The 15792-nt window shown below is 62.9% G+C and carries 15 protein-coding genes; 1 reads left to right on the top strand and 14 read right to left on the bottom strand.

Features of this window, described 5'->3' with window-relative positions; translation table 11 throughout:
- Positions 1-177: 177 nt before the first annotated feature.
- The 4 genes from F7D01_RS05460 to F7D01_RS05445 all read right to left on the bottom strand — a co-directional run bounded on the left by F7D01_RS05460 (position 178) and on the right by F7D01_RS05445 (position 4374).
- Positions 178-705, bottom strand: a complete 528-nt coding sequence (locus tag F7D01_RS05460) for an FxDxF family PEP-CTERM protein (RefSeq protein WP_215229199.1) — start codon at positions 703-705, stop codon at positions 178-180.
- A gap of 169 nt (positions 706-874) precedes the next feature.
- On the bottom strand, positions 875-3445 hold the full coding sequence (locus F7D01_RS05455) for an acyltransferase family protein (RefSeq protein ID WP_215229198.1): 2571 nt from the start codon (positions 3443-3445) through the stop codon (positions 875-877).
- Between the two features lie 7 nt (positions 3446-3452).
- Entirely contained in the window at positions 3453-3692 is a 240-nt protein-coding gene (locus tag F7D01_RS05450) for an XrtV sorting system accessory protein (RefSeq protein ID WP_215229197.1), read from the bottom strand.
- 205 nt (positions 3693-3897) lie between these two features.
- Positions 3898-4374, bottom strand: a complete 477-nt coding sequence (locus F7D01_RS05445; RefSeq protein WP_251567084.1) for a DapH/DapD/GlmU-related protein — start codon at positions 4372-4374, stop codon at positions 3898-3900.
- A 145-nt stretch (positions 4375-4519) separates the two neighbouring features.
- On the opposite strand from F7D01_RS05445, the gene F7D01_RS05440 reads away from it, so the two are divergent.
- Positions 4520-6160 carry an alpha-D-glucose phosphate-specific phosphoglucomutase gene (locus tag F7D01_RS05440; RefSeq protein WP_215229195.1) on the top strand — a complete coding sequence of 547 codons (1641 nt, stop codon included), beginning with the start codon at positions 4520-4522 and terminating at the stop codon, positions 6158-6160.
- 24 nt (positions 6161-6184) lie between these two features.
- Here F7D01_RS05440 and F7D01_RS05435 read toward each other — a convergent pair whose 3' ends face one another.
- The 10 genes from F7D01_RS05435 to F7D01_RS05390 form a co-directional block, all read right to left on the bottom strand.
- Positions 6185-6469 (bottom strand): hypothetical protein, encoded by a 285-nt coding sequence (locus F7D01_RS05435; protein WP_215229194.1) that lies wholly within the window; start codon positions 6467-6469, stop codon positions 6185-6187.
- 84 nt (positions 6470-6553) lie between these two features.
- Positions 6554-7249, bottom strand: a complete 696-nt coding sequence (epsI, locus tag F7D01_RS05430) for an exosortase-associated protein EpsI, V-type (RefSeq protein WP_215229193.1) — start codon at positions 7247-7249, stop codon at positions 6554-6556.
- Positions 7246-8151, bottom strand: a complete 906-nt coding sequence (gene xrtV, locus F7D01_RS05425; protein WP_215229192.1) for an exosortase V — start codon at positions 8149-8151, stop codon at positions 7246-7248. The genes epsI and xrtV overlap by 4 nt, the downstream gene beginning before the upstream one ends.
- Positions 8141-8857 (bottom strand): CpsD/CapB family tyrosine-protein kinase, encoded by a 717-nt coding sequence (locus tag F7D01_RS05420; RefSeq protein WP_215229191.1) that lies wholly within the window; start codon positions 8855-8857, stop codon positions 8141-8143. Before F7D01_RS05420 ends, xrtV begins: the two co-directional genes overlap by 11 nt.
- Before the next feature lie 19 nt (positions 8858-8876).
- Positions 8877-10199 (bottom strand): chain length determinant protein, encoded by a 1323-nt coding sequence (locus F7D01_RS05415; RefSeq protein WP_215229190.1) that lies wholly within the window; start codon positions 10197-10199, stop codon positions 8877-8879.
- Positions 10200-10226: 27 nt separating this feature from the next.
- Complete coding sequence (locus tag F7D01_RS05410; protein WP_215229189.1) at positions 10227-11069, bottom strand: SLBB domain-containing protein; 843 nt, start codon at positions 11067-11069, stop codon at positions 10227-10229.
- Between the two features lie 15 nt (positions 11070-11084).
- Entirely contained in the window at positions 11085-12308 is a 1224-nt protein-coding gene (locus tag F7D01_RS05405; RefSeq protein ID WP_215229188.1) for an outer membrane beta-barrel protein, read from the bottom strand.
- A 105-nt stretch (positions 12309-12413) separates the two neighbouring features.
- Complete coding sequence (locus F7D01_RS05400) at positions 12414-13547, bottom strand: Coenzyme F420 hydrogenase/dehydrogenase, beta subunit C-terminal domain (protein WP_215229187.1); 1134 nt, start codon at positions 13545-13547, stop codon at positions 12414-12416.
- A gap of 92 nt (positions 13548-13639) precedes the next feature.
- Complete coding sequence (locus F7D01_RS05395) at positions 13640-14824, bottom strand: polysaccharide pyruvyl transferase family protein (RefSeq protein ID WP_215229186.1); 1185 nt, start codon at positions 14822-14824, stop codon at positions 13640-13642.
- Between the two features lie 41 nt (positions 14825-14865).
- Positions 14866-15762 (bottom strand): hypothetical protein, encoded by an 897-nt coding sequence (locus tag F7D01_RS05390; protein ID WP_215229185.1) that lies wholly within the window; start codon positions 15760-15762, stop codon positions 14866-14868.
- Positions 15763-15792 lie beyond the last annotated feature (30 nt).

Below are 15792 nucleotides of genomic sequence, written 5' to 3'. Positions count from 1 at the left end.
CCGGACTTCCGGTTTGAGCCGGCGGTACGGAAGCCGGATGATTTGGATAAGCGATGAATCCTTAGCCCTGCATCCATTGCGATTAGATGAAGAGGCCGCAAAGGAAAAAGGGGCCCCGAACAAGTCCGGAGCCCCTTAGAATTCTGACAATCCCGGTCCTGGTGGACCGAAAGTCTATCAGGCGTAGGTCACGCGGGTCGCGACGTTGGCGGCCTTGCGACGCATGCCGAAGCCGATCGCGCCGAAGCCGAGGATCAGCATCATCCAGGTGGCCGGTTCGGGAACGCCGCCGGCGGCGAAGATGATCGCACCGTTATAGGCACCGTTCGGGCCCGAAGCGCCAGCAACCTGAATGGTTTGCTTGCCGGGCGAAACCCGCTGGGTGATCGTCTGTACTTCGGGATTACCCTTGTTGATCACGGTGAAGTTCTCGGAATTCAGCTTCACGCCGTTCACGATGAAATTCACGTTCTGATCGATAGTCTGGTAAACCGACTGAAGGGTGACGGTCAGCACGCCGTAGGTCGGCAGATTGAACGTGAACACGTCGCTAAAACGCGATTCAGGATCGTTATTCCCGTATTCGCCCGTCGGGTCGCCCAACGTCGGCGCATCGATGTAAGGTGCCGCAGTCGCCGTACCGCTCAGGCCGAGGCCCAGAGCTACGGTCGAGGCTGCAAGCGCGCATTTCTTCATAAGATTCATGGCGGAAGCTCCTGTTGAGGCCCCAATTCCGACTGCCGCGATCCACCAACGCAACAATCTTCCCCAAGGCGATTTATTAACACCGCAACAACCTTAATACCATTTTAAGGCTACAGTGCAAGGTGCCAATACGCTGGAGTGATGCCGGTTCCTAAGAATTATGCTGGCATCACCAGCTTGAGCGGAGGGGCTCTGAAGTCGTTTGGGTGCCTGATAGGTGGGTCAGACGCGCGCTATCCAAGCTTTCAAGCCAAATATAAGGAGCCAGCGCCTCTTCGACGAACTGCCATTCGGGCGCATTGCCCAATTTGAGCTCTTCCGGAGCTGTCTCGAATAGGGACGATTTTGTCGCTTCATCAACCTCGGAGAGAGCGGGTTCGTCGAGCATCCCGAGCGATTGCATCGCCTTTCCGGCGACCTCGCCGAGCGTCGCCCAACCGATTCGGTCGGCGGCGGCCTGCACCGCCCGCACCCCTTTCGCGGAGACACGGAGCCGCAATTCCCCCGCCGCCAGCTTTCCCGCCTCGACGATGTCGGCCTCGTTGACCACATCGCGACCGTCCTGACGTGCTGCCACACTGGCATGCAGCCCCAGGAGCTGCGCGAGATAGGGCAGCCCCTGCGAATAGGCGATCAGGCGTTCGCGCGCCTTGTCGTCGAATCGAACGCCGGACTTCGCCGCCCCGTTCTCCAGCAATTCTTCGACCTCCTTGGCACCCAGCGGGTCGACTTGCAGTCCGGTAAGATTGCGGCGAATGGACGGAATGTGGGATATCAGGCTGTTAAGGTTCGATGCGACGCCGGCGATCAGGAACTGGATCGTAACGTTGCGATCCGACAGGTTCTTGATCAGCTCGGCGAGCTGTTCGCGCATCCGCTCCGATTCGACGCGGTCGAATTCGTCGATGACGATCAGCAGCTGCGTTCCGTCCAGCTTCTCGAGCAGGCCGGTCATGTCGGCCACTGTCACCGGGCCTTCGCCCAGTTCGTCAGCGAAGGTTCGCCCCTCTTCCACCTGCGTGCTCGTCGGACCGAAATCGCGGTGGAACAGCAACGGCACCTTGCGCGCCTGGCTGCGCATCAGGCTGTCGAACGTCGTGTCGGACCCGCATGACGCGTACACGACGCGATAATTGGCGCTTTCGGCCAGATCGGAAACCATGCGCAGAATCGAGGTCTTGCCGATGCCGCGATCGCCATACAGCACGACGTGAAGCCCCTGCAGCTCGATCAGGTCGATCAGCCGGGCGAGGATATCGTGCCGCCCGGCAAACAAGTCGGGATCGGAAATCGGGTGCGACGGCGTAAATGCCCGTCCCAGCCGGGCGATGGCCGCGTGGCCCGAAGCATTGCCGCCGGCGACGGCTGCGAACTGTGGAAACCGAGCCCGGCGGTCGCGATCGCGTGCCTGCCGCGACGGCACGCCGGCGAGGCGCCAGTGAACCCGGTCTTCGGCCCCTTCCTCATCGACGGGATCGGAAGACTCTGCCGCTCCGGTATCGTTGGATGCGTTGTTTCGAAATATGCTTGAAAACCAGCCCACTGTCTTTTCATCCGGATTAAGGGTTGCCGTCGTGCGGTAACGATCGTGAAGAGTGCCCGTTTCCTCTTCTTCGGTGCGCATAGGGTGTTTTGTATCTCCGCGCGCGAACTTCCTGCCAGCCAACAATCTGCGCAATCGAACGAGAAGCGGTTTTTCCACCAAATAGTGAATGGGCAATGAAATCGCCACAGCCGCTGCGATCAGGATGATCTGCCCCAGTCCCCGATCCAGGAATATCGATGGAAGCTGTCCTATCCCGCTATGAAGAAAGGCGTTGAGCGGCAGATGGATGAGGTAAAGGACGTATGATGCACCGCCCAGCGCGACGAAGCCCCTGGGGGCAGGAATGCCTTCGACGCGTAGCAGGCCGTGCAGGATCAGTGCGAAGATCGATCCCATGATCGCCACGCCCAGCGTCGCGCCCGGCGAAATGTAGTCGTATTCCCCCACCCGGCCGAGACCGAGATCGTCCCGTAGTGCCAAATATAGGGTCAGCGCAGCCAAACCCGCCAGCAAGGGAATTGGCGTGCGGGCAAAAGTCCGCTCTCGATGGATCATCGCCAGCGCAATGCCCAGGACGAAATCAAGCTGGTAGGTCGAGAGGAAAAAGGCCGGCAGTCCCCCGACGGGCGAGCCCGCCACGGACGCCAGAAGCTGCGCGAGGATCAGCAACAGCCACATCGCGCCCAACGCCGAACCCGCCCGGCGCGAAAGAAGCAGAGTGGCGAAGCCGCCGTAGAACAGCAGACCGTGGCGTAAGGCCCAGATCACCTTGGGCAGTGCAGGTTGGAGCGAGGGGTAGGGAAGGAGGGATCGCAGGATCGCGGCACCCGCGATCGGCACACCGCTCGCCATCTGCGCGACCGCGGCGACCAGCACAGTCAGCCAGAGCATCGGAAACAGGCGGATTGCCCGTTTCGCGAGATAGGGAGCAATCGCCCGGGGCTTCCCGATATCGCGGTGATACGCCCGCATGACGACGAAGCCGGAGAGGACGAAGAAGAAGTCCACGCCATAGGCGAGGCTGTCCATCCACCGGAAGGTCGGCGCTCCCGCGAGCCTGCACGAAACGTTCGCGTGAAACGCCACCACGCAAAGCGCGGCCAGACCGCGCGCCATTTCCAGCGTGGTAAGCTTCGGCCGCGATCCGTTTGCCTGCGGTGCCCCTGCTAGGATGGCGTTCGGGGCGCTCGGCATCGCACCGCTAGCGCGATCGGAACGGCTTCAGAACGATGTGGGTGTAAGCCAGAACGGCGACCAGCAGCGCAACGGCTGGGATCATGTAGCCTTCGTTGCCGACATAGTTCGCCAGCGCACAGCCCACCGCGGGCGGCAGATAGTGCCAGATCGTGTCTGGCGGATTCTCCATCGAGGAGCGCTGCAGGAACAGGGTGATCAACCCTGCGAACACCAGGACGGAGACCCAGTCGTAAACAGTTTCCAAGGGTCGGCGCTCCAAAAAGGCTCATGGACGGGTCGCCATCGCGACCGCCGGGGTCAGTAGAGATACGCGGCGGGCGAAGATAGCGTAATGCTCGCCGCGTACCGGGATATGACACAATATCAGAAAACGTCGGTCAGGCCATTTAGCAGCGTGGGGCGGTGTCGGGAAGGGTGGCGCGTCGCCGATACGCGGGCGGGCTCGCCAACTAGGCCACGGTGCGGCCGACCATCATGCCGTAATGGCCAACGCGGATATCAGACCGGATCACGCGGGCCGGATTGCCGGCCACCAGCGATCTTTGCGGCACGTCGCGCGAGACGACGGACCCCGCCGCGACGATGCAGCGGTCGCCGATCCTTACGCCGGGAAGGATGATCGCGCCTGCTCCGATGAAGCAATTGTCGCCGATATAGGTGTCGACATGGCGTGCGCGCACGAAATCGTGGGTGAAGATCTGCACCCGGGGCGTCACCATGGTGTAGGCGCCGATATGGATGCCCGAAGGATTCGTGAAATCGAGATCGGCCTTCAGCGAGATTCGCGAACCTTCGCCCAGCGTCATGCCCCAGACCTTCGTCAGGTACAGCCGCCGTGTTCCGCTCATCCTGCGATGAAGGAAAGTCCGTATTTTCTTCAGCACCATATCGATCCCGACCGCCCCTGCGCGACTGGCCTTCGCCAACCTTTCGCCACCGCGATATATCCATGTCGACGACTGAGCAAAAGCGGTGTCGGGCGCTGCCCCAAAGCGAACCGGTTGCGCCATTCCCCGAGGGCTGTCACCGCAGGCGGAATGGCGCTCCGCTTGTATCGAGGAAGACCGATCGATGACGCATTTCCAGCCGATAACAGTTTCGACCACCCCGTTCGAAGGGCAGAAGCCGGGAACCTCCGGCCTGCGCAAGCAGACCGAGGTGTTCCGGCAAAAGCATTACGCGGAGAACTTCATCCAGTCGGTCTTCGACACGATCAAGGATCGTAAGGGAGCCACGCTGGTCATCGGCGGCGATGGCCGGTTCCATAACCAGACGGTGGCGCAGACCGCGATTCGCATGGCAGTCGCCAATGGATTCGGGCGTGTCGTAGTGGGGCGCAACGCCTGGCTTTCGACCCCCGCGGCCTCGCATCTCATTCGTAAACACGATGCGATCGGGGGCCTGATCCTGTCGGCAAGCCACAACCCCGGCGGTCCCGACGGGGATTTCGGCATAAAGTTCAATATCGCGAATGGTGGCCCGGCACCCGAGGCGGTGACGCAGGCCATCCATTCGCGCAGCGAATCCATCGCACAATATCGCCTGATCGATTCGCCCGAGCTGGATCTGACGCAGCTGGGATCGCACGACCTTAACGAGACCACGATCGACGTGGTCGATCCGGTCGCGGACTATGCGGATCTGATGGAAAGCCTGTTCGACTTTCCCGCGATCGCCGCGTTGCTCGCAGATGGCTTCACCATCTGCATGGACGCGATGCATGCGATCACCGGGCCATACGCAATGGAAATACTGGAAAGGCGCCTGGGAGCGCCTGCGGGCAGCGTTATCAATGCGGAGCCGCTACCCGATTTCGGGGGCGGGCATCCCGACCCCAATCTGGTCCACGCAGAGCAACTGCACGACACGATGATGTCCGCCGATGGGCCTGATTTCGGCGCGGCCTCCGACGGGGACGGGGATCGCAATCTGATCTTGGGCAAGGGCATCTATGTCAGCCCGTCCGATTCGCTGGCGGTTCTGGCGGCCAACGCCCATCTAATTCCGGCCTTTGCGCGCGGCATCGCGGGTCTCGCACGGTCGATGCCAACGAGCCGGGCGGCAGATCGCGTGGCCGAGCGGCTGGGCGTAGAGGCCTACGAAACGCCGACGGGGTGGAAGTTCTTCGGAACCCTGCTCGATGCGGGGAAGGTGTCGATCTGCGGCGAGGAGAGCGCCGGCACGGGTGGCGATCACGTGCGCGAGAAGGATGGCCTTTGGGCGATTCTGTTCTGGCTCAACGTCATCGCAGCGCGCCGCGAGCCGGTGGCGCAGATAATGGCCGACCATTGGCAGCGCTATGGGCGCGATTATTACGCGCGCCACGATTACGAGGCGCTGGACACCAAAACGGCGCAGGCCCTGATGGGCGATCTGAAGGAGCGACTGGCTGATCTGGCGGAGACGCGCGCGGGCGAGCTGACCGTCGAGCGTGCCGACAGTTTCAGCTACACCGACCCGGTCGACGGCTCGGTGTCGGAAAACCAGGGTTTGCGCCTGGTCTTCACCGATGGCTCGCGTGCCGTCTTGCGGCTTTCGGGGACCGGTACGCAAGGTGCGACGCTGCGCGTCTATCTAGAGCGGTACGAGCCCCCGAGCGGACAGCTCGACCGGGATGTCGGGGAGGTGCTCGTCCCGCTGGCGAATGCGGTGGATGAACTGGCGGGTATCAGGTCGCGAACAGGGCGCGATGCGCCCGACGTGGTGACCTGAAGCGGTTCGAAGCCGCTTCGATACCTAAAAAATGAGAGCGGCGACACCCACGACGCCGCCGATGAGCGCGGCGATACCGACTGCGGCGGAGATCGCCCGCTCGATCGCGTAGGGGGAGGTGGCTCCCTGCTGCTCGAAGATGAAGGCCGCGTTCGCTTGATCGACGCGCAGACGCGATTCGATCAGCGCATGCATGTCGCCGACCGGGCCGCCGCTTGCAGAGAAATCGCCTGCGGGCCTTGCCGGGGCGGGGCGGGGCGCCTGATCGACCGCGTCATCGATATCGTATCGTGGTTGGGGAAGCGCCATCGCCGTAACTCCTTTTCAATCGGAGCTTGCGGCAAAGGCGTTTAGAACCGGTTAAGGGATCAGCGGATGGCTGGCCGGAGCGCCTCAGCCTGCCGAAGGCTCCACAGGGCGAGGCCCGATCAGGACTGCGCGCTTGGAGGGGGGCACGGCCGAGACAAGCCCGCTCAGGAAAGCGCCGAGCTCCTCGAAATGCGTCTCGCCGTCGTCGCGGATGAGCGACGCGCGGATCAGGACACCGTCGGGGATGATCCCCTTCATCGCCAGTTGCAGCTTGTCCGACCGTTGCGCCCCAGCGGTCTGAGGGAAGCGCGGCCCCATTCGCGTCCAATAGACGATGTCCTCCGTCCGCCCGGGGGCCTGCGCCACCAGGGCGACGGACGGTATCTCGCGCCCGGCGACAGGCAGGGTGAAGCGTTCGCGCTCCACGATGCGCATGCCCACGGCGGGGTAGCAGGTTTCCGGACGGTGGAGCTGCAACGCGTCGGTCTGCGTCCCCCCATAGGCGATCATGAGGTAAATCTGCGCGCCGGTGGCCGCATTGACGTAACGCCGGGTCAACAGCTCGTCGTACAGCGTGTCGGTCAGGCTTCCTTCCTTGATCGGAACGACAAGGCTGGGGTCGTAGCTTGATTTCCAGGCACCGAAGTTCTCCGGCACAAGAGCTTCCAGGTCCTGCCGACCGAGCAGGTTCATGCGGGTGCGCGGGGTCAGCCAGGTCGCCATGCCCAGCGCCCCGAACAGCAGCCCGCCGGCCAGCATCTCTCTGCGCGCCATGCTCATGCCGGGGGCCCTTTGCGGAACAGCGTGCGCTGTAACAGCGCGTCGATCGCGATCATCATGAACAGCGCCATCGCGAACAGCGCGATGCCGGCGGTGTTGTGGAGGAAGCCCTGCGCAACCGCGTCGCCGTAATGATAGGTGAGGAGGATCAGCACCACCACGCGAATGAAGTTCGCGAAGATCGCGATCGGCAGGATCAGGAGCACGAGCAGCGCGGCGTAGCGCCAGCTCGACCGGTGGAGAATGTAGATATAGAACAGCGTTACCGAGATCAGGCCGATGATCGAGTTCATTCCCGAACAGGCCTGCTCAACCAGCAGCTGGTATTGCGCGATGTAGATCGTCACCCCGCTGCGCATGACGGGATAATCGAACATCTGCAGCAGGCTGGTGGCCGAGTATGAGATGAATTGCTGCAGGGGCGCGGTCGTTCTGTCGATGACCCATCCCGGCAGGGGAATGAGAAAGCACAGGTAGAACAGGGGAAAGGCGTTTCGCCGCAACGGCGCGAGGCCGATGAAAGCCGCCGCGATCGCCAGCACCGCACCATAGGCCGCCGCCGCCTCGACGCTCAGAAAATCATAGGCGCGCGCGAAGGTGTAGGCGGCCAGCGCAATTACTTCCAGCGCGATGAAGAACCAGAACCCGGCCGTGGTGCGGTGATCCTTTCCTGGAGAGGAAGCGGTGCTGAAATCGCCCTGGCTCAAGAGCCACACGCCGGTCGCAAGGACGATGGGAGCATGGGCACCGGCCTCGGTCGACCACGCCTGAGTCGCCATGCGATAGAACGTCGGGATCAGGAACAGCAGTACCGCGACGATGATGATCGCGTGCTGGCGGACAAACAGAGCCGCCCTGCCGACACCCCCCCGCGCCGGCCGGTCGATCGTGTCAGAAATCATTGAGATAGGTGCCGAGCACTTCCGCGCGATTGACCCTAAGATCGTCCACCAGCTTGCGAATATCCTTCACATAGCTGCGGTCCTTGCGCGCCACGATCAGGGCATAGCGCAGGACGTTGGCGATCCGCAGCGCGTCGGAGCTCTTGTTGGCGGGCGGCGTGTCGATGATCGTGAGTTCGTAATCGCGCATGCAAGCGCCGACGATATCGGCGAACCGGGTCGAGGAAAGTAGGCCCGACTCCCGCGAACTGCCGCCGCTGTAGATGATCGACAGGTTGGGGATCACTTCACGATGGACCACGGAACCGGGGTCGCGCTGATCGGTCCCCAGGCAGTCTAGTAGGCCGCCGCGGTCCTCGCGGGGGGTAAAATACCCGTCGATCTCCGGATCGCGCAAATTGGCGTCGAGCAGCAGCGTGCGGATGCCGGACATCGCCATAGCGCATGCGATGTTCGCCGCCATGTAAGAACAGCCGGTGCCGTCGCTCGCCGAACAGAACGCGATGCCGCGCCGATAGTCGTGCACATGGCGCGACAGGAGCTGCGAATGCAGCATCGAGATCGATTCGGCCTGTGTCGAGCCGGTGCGCGACAGCATGACGAGCCGATCGGACAACTCGTGCCCCGGCGCTACGTCCTGATCGACAGGTATCGCGGCCGCGCCGGAACGCTCGTCCACCAGCTCACCCATGTTGGTATTTTCCATGTTCATGCTCGTATATGACCTAGGGTGCGGCGAGGCGGGGCTGGAAGGTCAACAGGCGCGGACCGCGTCGTTCGTCTTCTTCCGGCTCCCGGCCCATCGCGCCCAGAATGGGGGCGTCGATCAATTGCAGTTCCTCGACCCCGCGCACCTTGCGGCGCAGCAGTTCGATCAGCAGCGACAGCAGGACGCCGAATGCGAAGCCGGCTGCGAGCGCACCCACGACGATGAGCGGATATTTAGGAAATTCGCGCGACTGGGGCACGACCGCATCGCCGAGAAGAGTCAGCCCGGATTCGGTCGACTGCGCTTCCTGCTCGAGCTCGGCCGCCCGGGCCGCCGTCTTCTGGTACTGGTCGCGCAGGACCGCGACGTTCGTCGCCAGGCGGCGGGCCTGATCGGCCGCGCCCGCCTTGCGCAGCACCTTCGCCTGCTGCTCGTTATAGAGCGAATCGAGCGAACGCCCGCTGGTGACGACCTTGGGCGCGGCCTGCGTTTCGCGGGCCACCGCAGCGGCCAGCGCGGTGCGCTGCTGGCGCAATTGCTGAAGGTCTGGGTGGTTGGGGCCAAGCGTCTGCGAGGCGGCGGCGATCGCTGCGTCGATCTGCGACAGTTGCGCGGACGAGGGCGCAACGGTTCCGCCGGTCATCATCTGCGTCTCGCCGGCAGGGGCGGAGCCCGCTAGTGCGGCAAGACGGGCAATGTCGGTATCGACGAGATCGTCGGTCAGGATGACGCCATTGGCCTTCTCGAAATCGTTCTTTGCCGCCTGGGCCGCCGCGAGTTCCTCGCCCACCTTCTGCGTCTGCTGCTCGAACCACTCGGCATTGCGGCGGGCGGCTTCGCGCCGGAACGCCAGCGTCTGTTCGACATAGGCGTCGCGCACGAGATCGGCCATTCGCGCCGCCGGTTCGGGCGACGTGCTGGAATTCTGGATTTCCAGGATGTTGCTGCCTTCGACCAGTCGCGCCGAAGTCCGATTGATGACGCGCTGGGCCAGCCATCGGCGGAAATCCATATCCTCACTCGCGCCGCTTTCCTTGTACTCGGCTGCCAGGATGGGCGAATCGCTCCACCCCAGCTTGTCGGCGACTATTCCGGCGACGCGGTAATCGCTGATCAGTTCGATCTGCGTCTTCACGAAGGCGCGCGCCCATTGAGAGGCGATCACTTCACCGGTGACGGGGTCGGGCTTCACGATGTCCAGCATGACGCGCGAGGTCGCGACGTAGCGCGGCGGCATCATCCATGCCACGAACAGCGCAGCGAACAGGGCCCCGAAGGTCGTGAAGGCGATCAGAAGACGCTTCGACCAGAGGATGCGGAAAAATTGGACGACGCTCATGCAGGAAATCCGTTCAATCTGGAGCGGTCAGAAGAACCGCTCGCCTACTTTGACGACGTCGCCCGCCTGGACGATGTCGTCGAGCTTGGTGTGATCTAGTTCGACGCCGTTGCGATAGACGTCGACTTTCTTCTCCGATCCGAGCGAGGTCAGACCGCCACCGCGTGCCAGTGCCATGCGCAGCGACATGCCTTCCACGACGGGGTAGCTGCCGGGGGCATTTACCTGACCGTAGATGTAGAAGACCGGACGCTCGCCCTCCTCGACCCGGGCGACATAGATCTTGTCGCCGGACTCGACATAGGGGTCCATCGCCGCACCGCCGGTAGCCATCTGCTCGACCGTGAAGGACAGCTGTTCGCCGTTCTGTCGGGTCAGTGAGACCGTTTCCGATCCGTTGGGCCCGATCCCGCCGGCGCGGGCGATGATCTCGGACAGGCGGAAATTGCGGTTGATGGGCAAGAGGCCGGGCTGATTCACCTGGCCAAGCACCGTCACGTAGCTGCTGGAATATCCGGTCACCACGACATTGACGATCGGATTGGTAAAATATCCGCCGGCCATGAGCTTCGCCGCGATCGCATCCTGCAGGCCCTGGGGTGAGAGTCCGGTGGCGCGGATGCTGCGCACATAGGGGAGTTGTACCGTGCCGTCGGGCTGGATCTGGACTTGCGTGTTGAAATCGGCTCGCCCCGGAATCGAGACCTGGATCGCATCGCCTTCGCCGAGGACATAGCCGTCCGGCAGAGGTACTGCACCACTCGTGGCGGGGGCAGGCTGGTCCTGCGCGGCGAGCGGCGAAGTGGCCGCGCCGACAGCCGTCAGCAGCAGCGCACACGACGCAAAGGCGCGAAAGATGCTAGCAATCACGTAAATGCTCCTTGCTCAGCGGACCAGCGCGATGCGACCGGTCAAACCGACGAAATATCCGTCGTAATCGAAAAAGGTGCCATTCGCGTTACGATTTTCGTATCCTCCGAACAGCGTGAAACTCAACTTCTGACTTGGCCGATAGGTCGCATTGGCCGTGACCGTCTGGAACTTGTCGTTCAGCAGCGCCCGGTCGGCGACCGGGGCCAGGAAACCGCTGTACACATAGCGCCGATTTTCGAACCGGTAGCCCGCATCGATGGTCAGCCTTTCATTGACGGCGTAATCCGCGGCCACGCCATAGGACCCGGTGCGCGTATAAAGCGCATCGTTGTTTAGCGCAGTCTGAACGTCCTTGTTGATGTTGAAGCGCAGCCGTGTGCGGGGCGTTGCGACCAGGCTCAGATCGAGATTGTAACCCGAACCCTGGAAGTCGCGGCTGACCGGCGCCCGGGAATCCACGTCGATGTAATAATATCCTAACGAACCCGACAAGCGGGCCCCGATGTCGCGCGCGAACGAAGCGCCGTAGCGACGGACCGAATATCCATCCTGCTCGCCATTGCTGAACAGGCGGTTGGGGAACGTCGTATCCTGCTTCGAGACATACAGGGATATCTCGCCGATCGAGGGCTGGGTGTACCCCACCCCGGTGCGATAGTTGTAGGTCTCATAATCCGATGTCTGGCGCCGCGGATTGCTGTTGTCGCCGCGGCTGTATCCAAACCCGCCCTGCGCCCGCAGACCAACGGGCGGGCCGCAGGAAATGTTCGCCGAGTAGGTCTGTTCAGCTTGCGTGTTGTCCACCACCAGCGTGGGATCGGGGTCGAGCAACTGATATCCCAGCTCGCTCTGCGCGCGCGAATAGGAAATCGTCGGGCTGACCCGGCAGAGGCTGGCCTTGATATCGCCGGTCGCGTCCAACGAAATTCGCTCGCTGTCGAGCCGTGTGTTGCGCGTATGGAAATCGTACCCGGCATAGGCGCTCAGCTGCACCGAATGTGGCCCGAAAGCGCGGCGCAGCGCGATCGTCGCCGCCGGGCTTATGACCTGCTCTGCCTTCACCAGGCCGCGCTGGGCGGTCCGTTCGTCGCTCGAATTGGCGACATTGCTGTCGTGCCGAAGCTGGAGCTCGAAGCCGAGCGAGAGCATATCGTCCTTGACGCTCTGTGCATGCGCGGCGGTTGCAACGGACAGTGCAAGCGTTGCCACCGTCGCTCTCAGGATCGGTCTGTTCACTCGCACGTCCCTCGCGTTAATCCTGAAATCTCAACGGTGCGGCTCTTATAGGAACCATTTCGCCTTGGGAAGAACTCCGCGCAGCCTGTTCTATTTAGGTGCGTTTCAAGTGCGCTTCATTACGATACGACGCGCAGTGCCGATCGCTTCCTTGAGCTGCGCTGCGATCTTTTCTCGGGTGGCCGCTTTGCCCACCAACAGCCCATCCATAGCCGGTACAGGTCGCGCCAGTGCCCGGGCGGCGAAGGTACGCGCCGCGACCCGCCGCTTGCGACGGGCTTGTGACGGCTGCATCAAATCGATCTCGCCAACCGGGAGCGAAGAAACTTCCATCGCACCAGCCTGGACGACCGCGTCCAGCAACGCATCCCCGACAGCCGTTCGGCTCATGATGAGGCTGCGCCCGTCCGCCTCTTCGAACTGCGGGTAGCCGCTCTCGCCGCCGTACCATGCGTCGGCACAAGCGATATCGGCGGTCCCACCCACCGCATCGGGGCAAATTTTGCAGCGGAATTGGACCTCTTTCGAGAGATGCCCACCCCAGCTATCCTCGTACAGCATTTTCCCGCTATTGCCCTGATCGTCGCGCGCAACCGTCAGACCGGGCCAACCTTCGCCGCGATAACGGAAATGGACCAATCGCTCTGGATCGAGGCCCATGGCCCGGGTGATGCGGTCGGCCCCGGCATGGCTTGGCAAACCACCGCAAAAGAAGGACAGCTTGATCGGAAAAACGTGATCGACGCGCTCGTCCTTCCTGGCGAGACGTCGCAGCGCGGAAACATCGCACGGCTTGCCGATGAAAACGGTCGGCCGTCCGCCGGACAAATGATCCTCGATCCGTTCCAGTGGTGACGATGCGGCGTAGCGCGATCCCGACCCCGCCAGCACGTCTTCAGGCGTATCCGAGATGGTGATAAGGTTGCGGGTCGGGCGTGCGGGATCGGGTGCGACGTGAAGCACGCGTTCGACCAGTCCGCTCTTCAGTGCGTGAATGGCAAGCGCCGATATTGCACCTCCGGATGAGCCGCGGTGGCGAACCTCGGGATCGGTGGCGAAGCCGGTCAGGCAGCGGCGATAGGGCCCCCAGGATGGCTCGACGGTCGTGTCGGCGAAGATCGGTTCGTCCCAGCGGGCGATTTCAAGACCTGGACAACATTCGCGAATGATCGCTTCGGTCTTGTCCGGGATTGGGGCGGTCTGCAACGGCCGGCTGTAACCGGGGGCCCGCGTGATCATGGCAATGGCCCCATCGCTCACCCCCGCGCACAAGCCGCAGCCGGAACAGAGCGAACCCTTCTCCACCCGTTGCAAGGCCGGGGACGTCTTCATCAGGCGGCAGGCACCAGTGCCGCGAACTCGCGGCCCAGCACATCCCTGTAGCCGTCCATCAGCGCGTCGACCTTCGCGAGCCCGGCCTGTTCGTCCGCTCGCAACGTGTCGCGCCGGGCAAAGGCGTCGAGCACGAAAGCGAACGCTGCGTCTTCGTCTATCCCGGTCACCGGGGTATACCAGGGATAGCCCAAAAGATCGAACAACCCGCTGAACTTGCGACTATAGGCGATGGGAACGACCGGCGTCAGCGAAGAGAATGCGCCAATGCAGGCATGCATGCGTCCGGCCACCAGAAAGTCGAGGCCGGATATGTAACTCTTCGCCTCGCTCGGCCCAGCGAAATTCGGCACGCGGACGGTCCCCGGGAACTCCTTCGCCAAGAGATCGGCACGGTGGCCGTCGTCGTCCCGCTTGTCCCCGGCGCTGTTGGCGTGGGTGATCAGGTGGACTTCCACCCCGTCGGCCTCTTGCCAGTGCGCGATAAGCCGGCGTTGCAGTGCAAGGTAATCATAGGAAAGCCCGAACCGATTCTGACCGCTTTCGGCCTGTTCGCACAGCAGGCCCGAGGCGTTGATACCGACCCGGACCTTGTCCGGTCTCCGCTCGTGCGAGCGATCCTCGAACGGCAGCATGAAGGCGACGTCGACGGCCAGATGGGCGTCGGCGCCCGGCGCGATGTCGTTGATCGCCTGCAGCGAGGTCGGGTCTCTGGCCACCACTGCCGCGGCATCGCGCATGACCTTGCTAGCGAAGGGCTTGTACGCAGGCTTGGTGAAGGGGCCGATCGTCTGCGGGGCGAAGATGAGGGGCTTTCTTTTCCGCAAGGCGATGAATTTCGACAGCCACAGGAAAGCGAACCGCTTCGCGCCGTATATGTCGGCAAAGCTGTCCCCGGCCCCGATGTCGATGACGCAGTCGAGCCGATCCAGCAGGCGCGCATAGCCGTCCGGCTTCAACAGGGTGCGCGTATCGATCTCGAACTGCTCGACACCGGGAGCGATCGATTCGGTGAACGCTTCGCGCATCGAAACGACCACGAAGCGGACCGTCACCCCCAAATCCCGCGCCACGTCTTGCACGATGGCCATGTTGGCGAGGGTCAACGCCCCGATCCCGAGATTGCCCGCCCGGAGGGAATGCCACAGCAGTCCAACCCGGATGGTCGTGTTATCCTGGCTCATCGGATCTCCGACTGGTTTGGCGATTGTACGATGGTCAGCGATCAGGGGGTGTTGGTAGAACCGGCAGCGCCGGCGGGAGCGTTTGCCGCAGATGCGGACGTCGCGCCCGGCTTGGTCTTGGGCGGCTGGAATTCCTTCGCGTACTTCACGTCGCCTTTGCGACTTTCGACGGCCTTCCCGAACGCGTTCGCCGTCTGGCCGTTGACGCGTTGTTCGAACACCATCTCGCTGGCGAGCTTCGTCGCATCGGCACCGGTGATCGGAATCGTCTGACGCGACCGAATGGCGTTGATCCGCACGCCGTTCCCCTGCGGCATGATATAGACCGCGCCGACGCCCATGCCGGAGATCGCCTTGACCACCTCCGGCGCCAGAGTGACGGAATCCACCGCCCCCATGGTCGTACGATAGGTCACTCCGTTAGAGTCGAGCAACGCCTTGATGCCGGGCAGATCGTCGATAGGCTCCATCTTCTTCACAAGGTCGGGTGAAATCTGCGGCACGACCAGCTGCTCCACGATCGTCACGAAGCGGTTCTGGAACATGCCCGGATTGTCCGACACGAACTGCTGCGCCTCGTCCGCGGAGGGTTTGGGAACCTTGTCCCGGATATCCTGCCGCAGCATGTTGATGAGCGCGACGTCCTGCGCCTTTTGCAACTCGATCGCACCAGCCGGCGTCTTGTCGAGCCCGCGCTCCCGCGCTTCGTCGGCCAGTGCGACCCGGCCGAGGATCTGGTCGAGTGCCTGGTTCGCCGCTGCCTGCCGCTGGCTGGGATCGACTTGGCCGAATCCGGCCATTTCGGCATTCACCTGCGTCTGGGTGATCTCTTGCCCGTCCATCGTCGCGGCCACCTGCCCCTCCGGTTCGGCGTCGGATCCGCAGGCGCTGAGCAGGCCCAGTATCATGATTGCAGGGGTTAGTCGGACGAAACGCATATAATTCTCCAACAGCCTGTATTGCGCCGC

Origin of the sequence: Erythrobacter sp. 3-20A1M (assembly GCF_018636735.1) — a bacterium.
In the GTDB taxonomy this organism is placed as follows: domain Bacteria; phylum Pseudomonadota; class Alphaproteobacteria; order Sphingomonadales; family Sphingomonadaceae; genus Alteriqipengyuania.
This window is presented reverse-complemented; position numbering and strand designations above follow the sequence as displayed.

Bases quoted from the DNA above. Each gene is read 5' to 3' on its own strand.
- F7D01_RS05460 (WP_215229199.1), bottom strand. From the start codon at position 705: ATGAATCTTATGAAGAAATGCGCGCTTGCAGCCTCGACCGTAGCTCTG.
- F7D01_RS05455 (WP_215229198.1), bottom strand. From the start codon at position 3,445: ATGCCGAGCGCCCCGAACGCCATCCTAGCAGGGGCACCGCAGGCAAAC.
- F7D01_RS05440 (WP_215229195.1), top strand. From the start codon at position 4,520: ATGACGCATTTCCAGCCGATAACAGTTTCGACCACCCCGTTCGAAGGG.
- F7D01_RS05435 (WP_215229194.1), bottom strand. From the start codon at position 6,469: ATGGCGCTTCCCCAACCACGATACGATATCGATGACGCGGTCGATCAG.
- epsI (WP_215229193.1), bottom strand. From the start codon at position 7,249: ATGAGCATGGCGCGCAGAGAGATGCTGGCCGGCGGGCTGCTGTTCGGG.
- xrtV (WP_215229192.1), bottom strand. From the start codon at position 8,151: ATGATTTCTGACACGATCGACCGGCCGGCGCGGGGGGGTGTCGGCAGG.
- F7D01_RS05420 (WP_215229191.1), bottom strand. From the start codon at position 8,857: ATGGAAAATACCAACATGGGTGAGCTGGTGGACGAGCGTTCCGGCGCG.
- F7D01_RS05415 (WP_215229190.1), bottom strand. From the start codon at position 10,199: ATGAGCGTCGTCCAATTTTTCCGCATCCTCTGGTCGAAGCGTCTTCTG.
- F7D01_RS05400 (WP_215229187.1), bottom strand. From the start codon at position 13,547: ATGATCACGCGGGCCCCCGGTTACAGCCGGCCGTTGCAGACCGCCCCA.
- F7D01_RS05395 (WP_215229186.1), bottom strand. From the start codon at position 14,824: ATGAGCCAGGATAACACGACCATCCGGGTTGGACTGCTGTGGCATTCC.
- F7D01_RS05390 (WP_215229185.1), bottom strand. From the start codon at position 15,762: ATGCGTTTCGTCCGACTAACCCCTGCAATCATGATACTGGGCCTGCTC.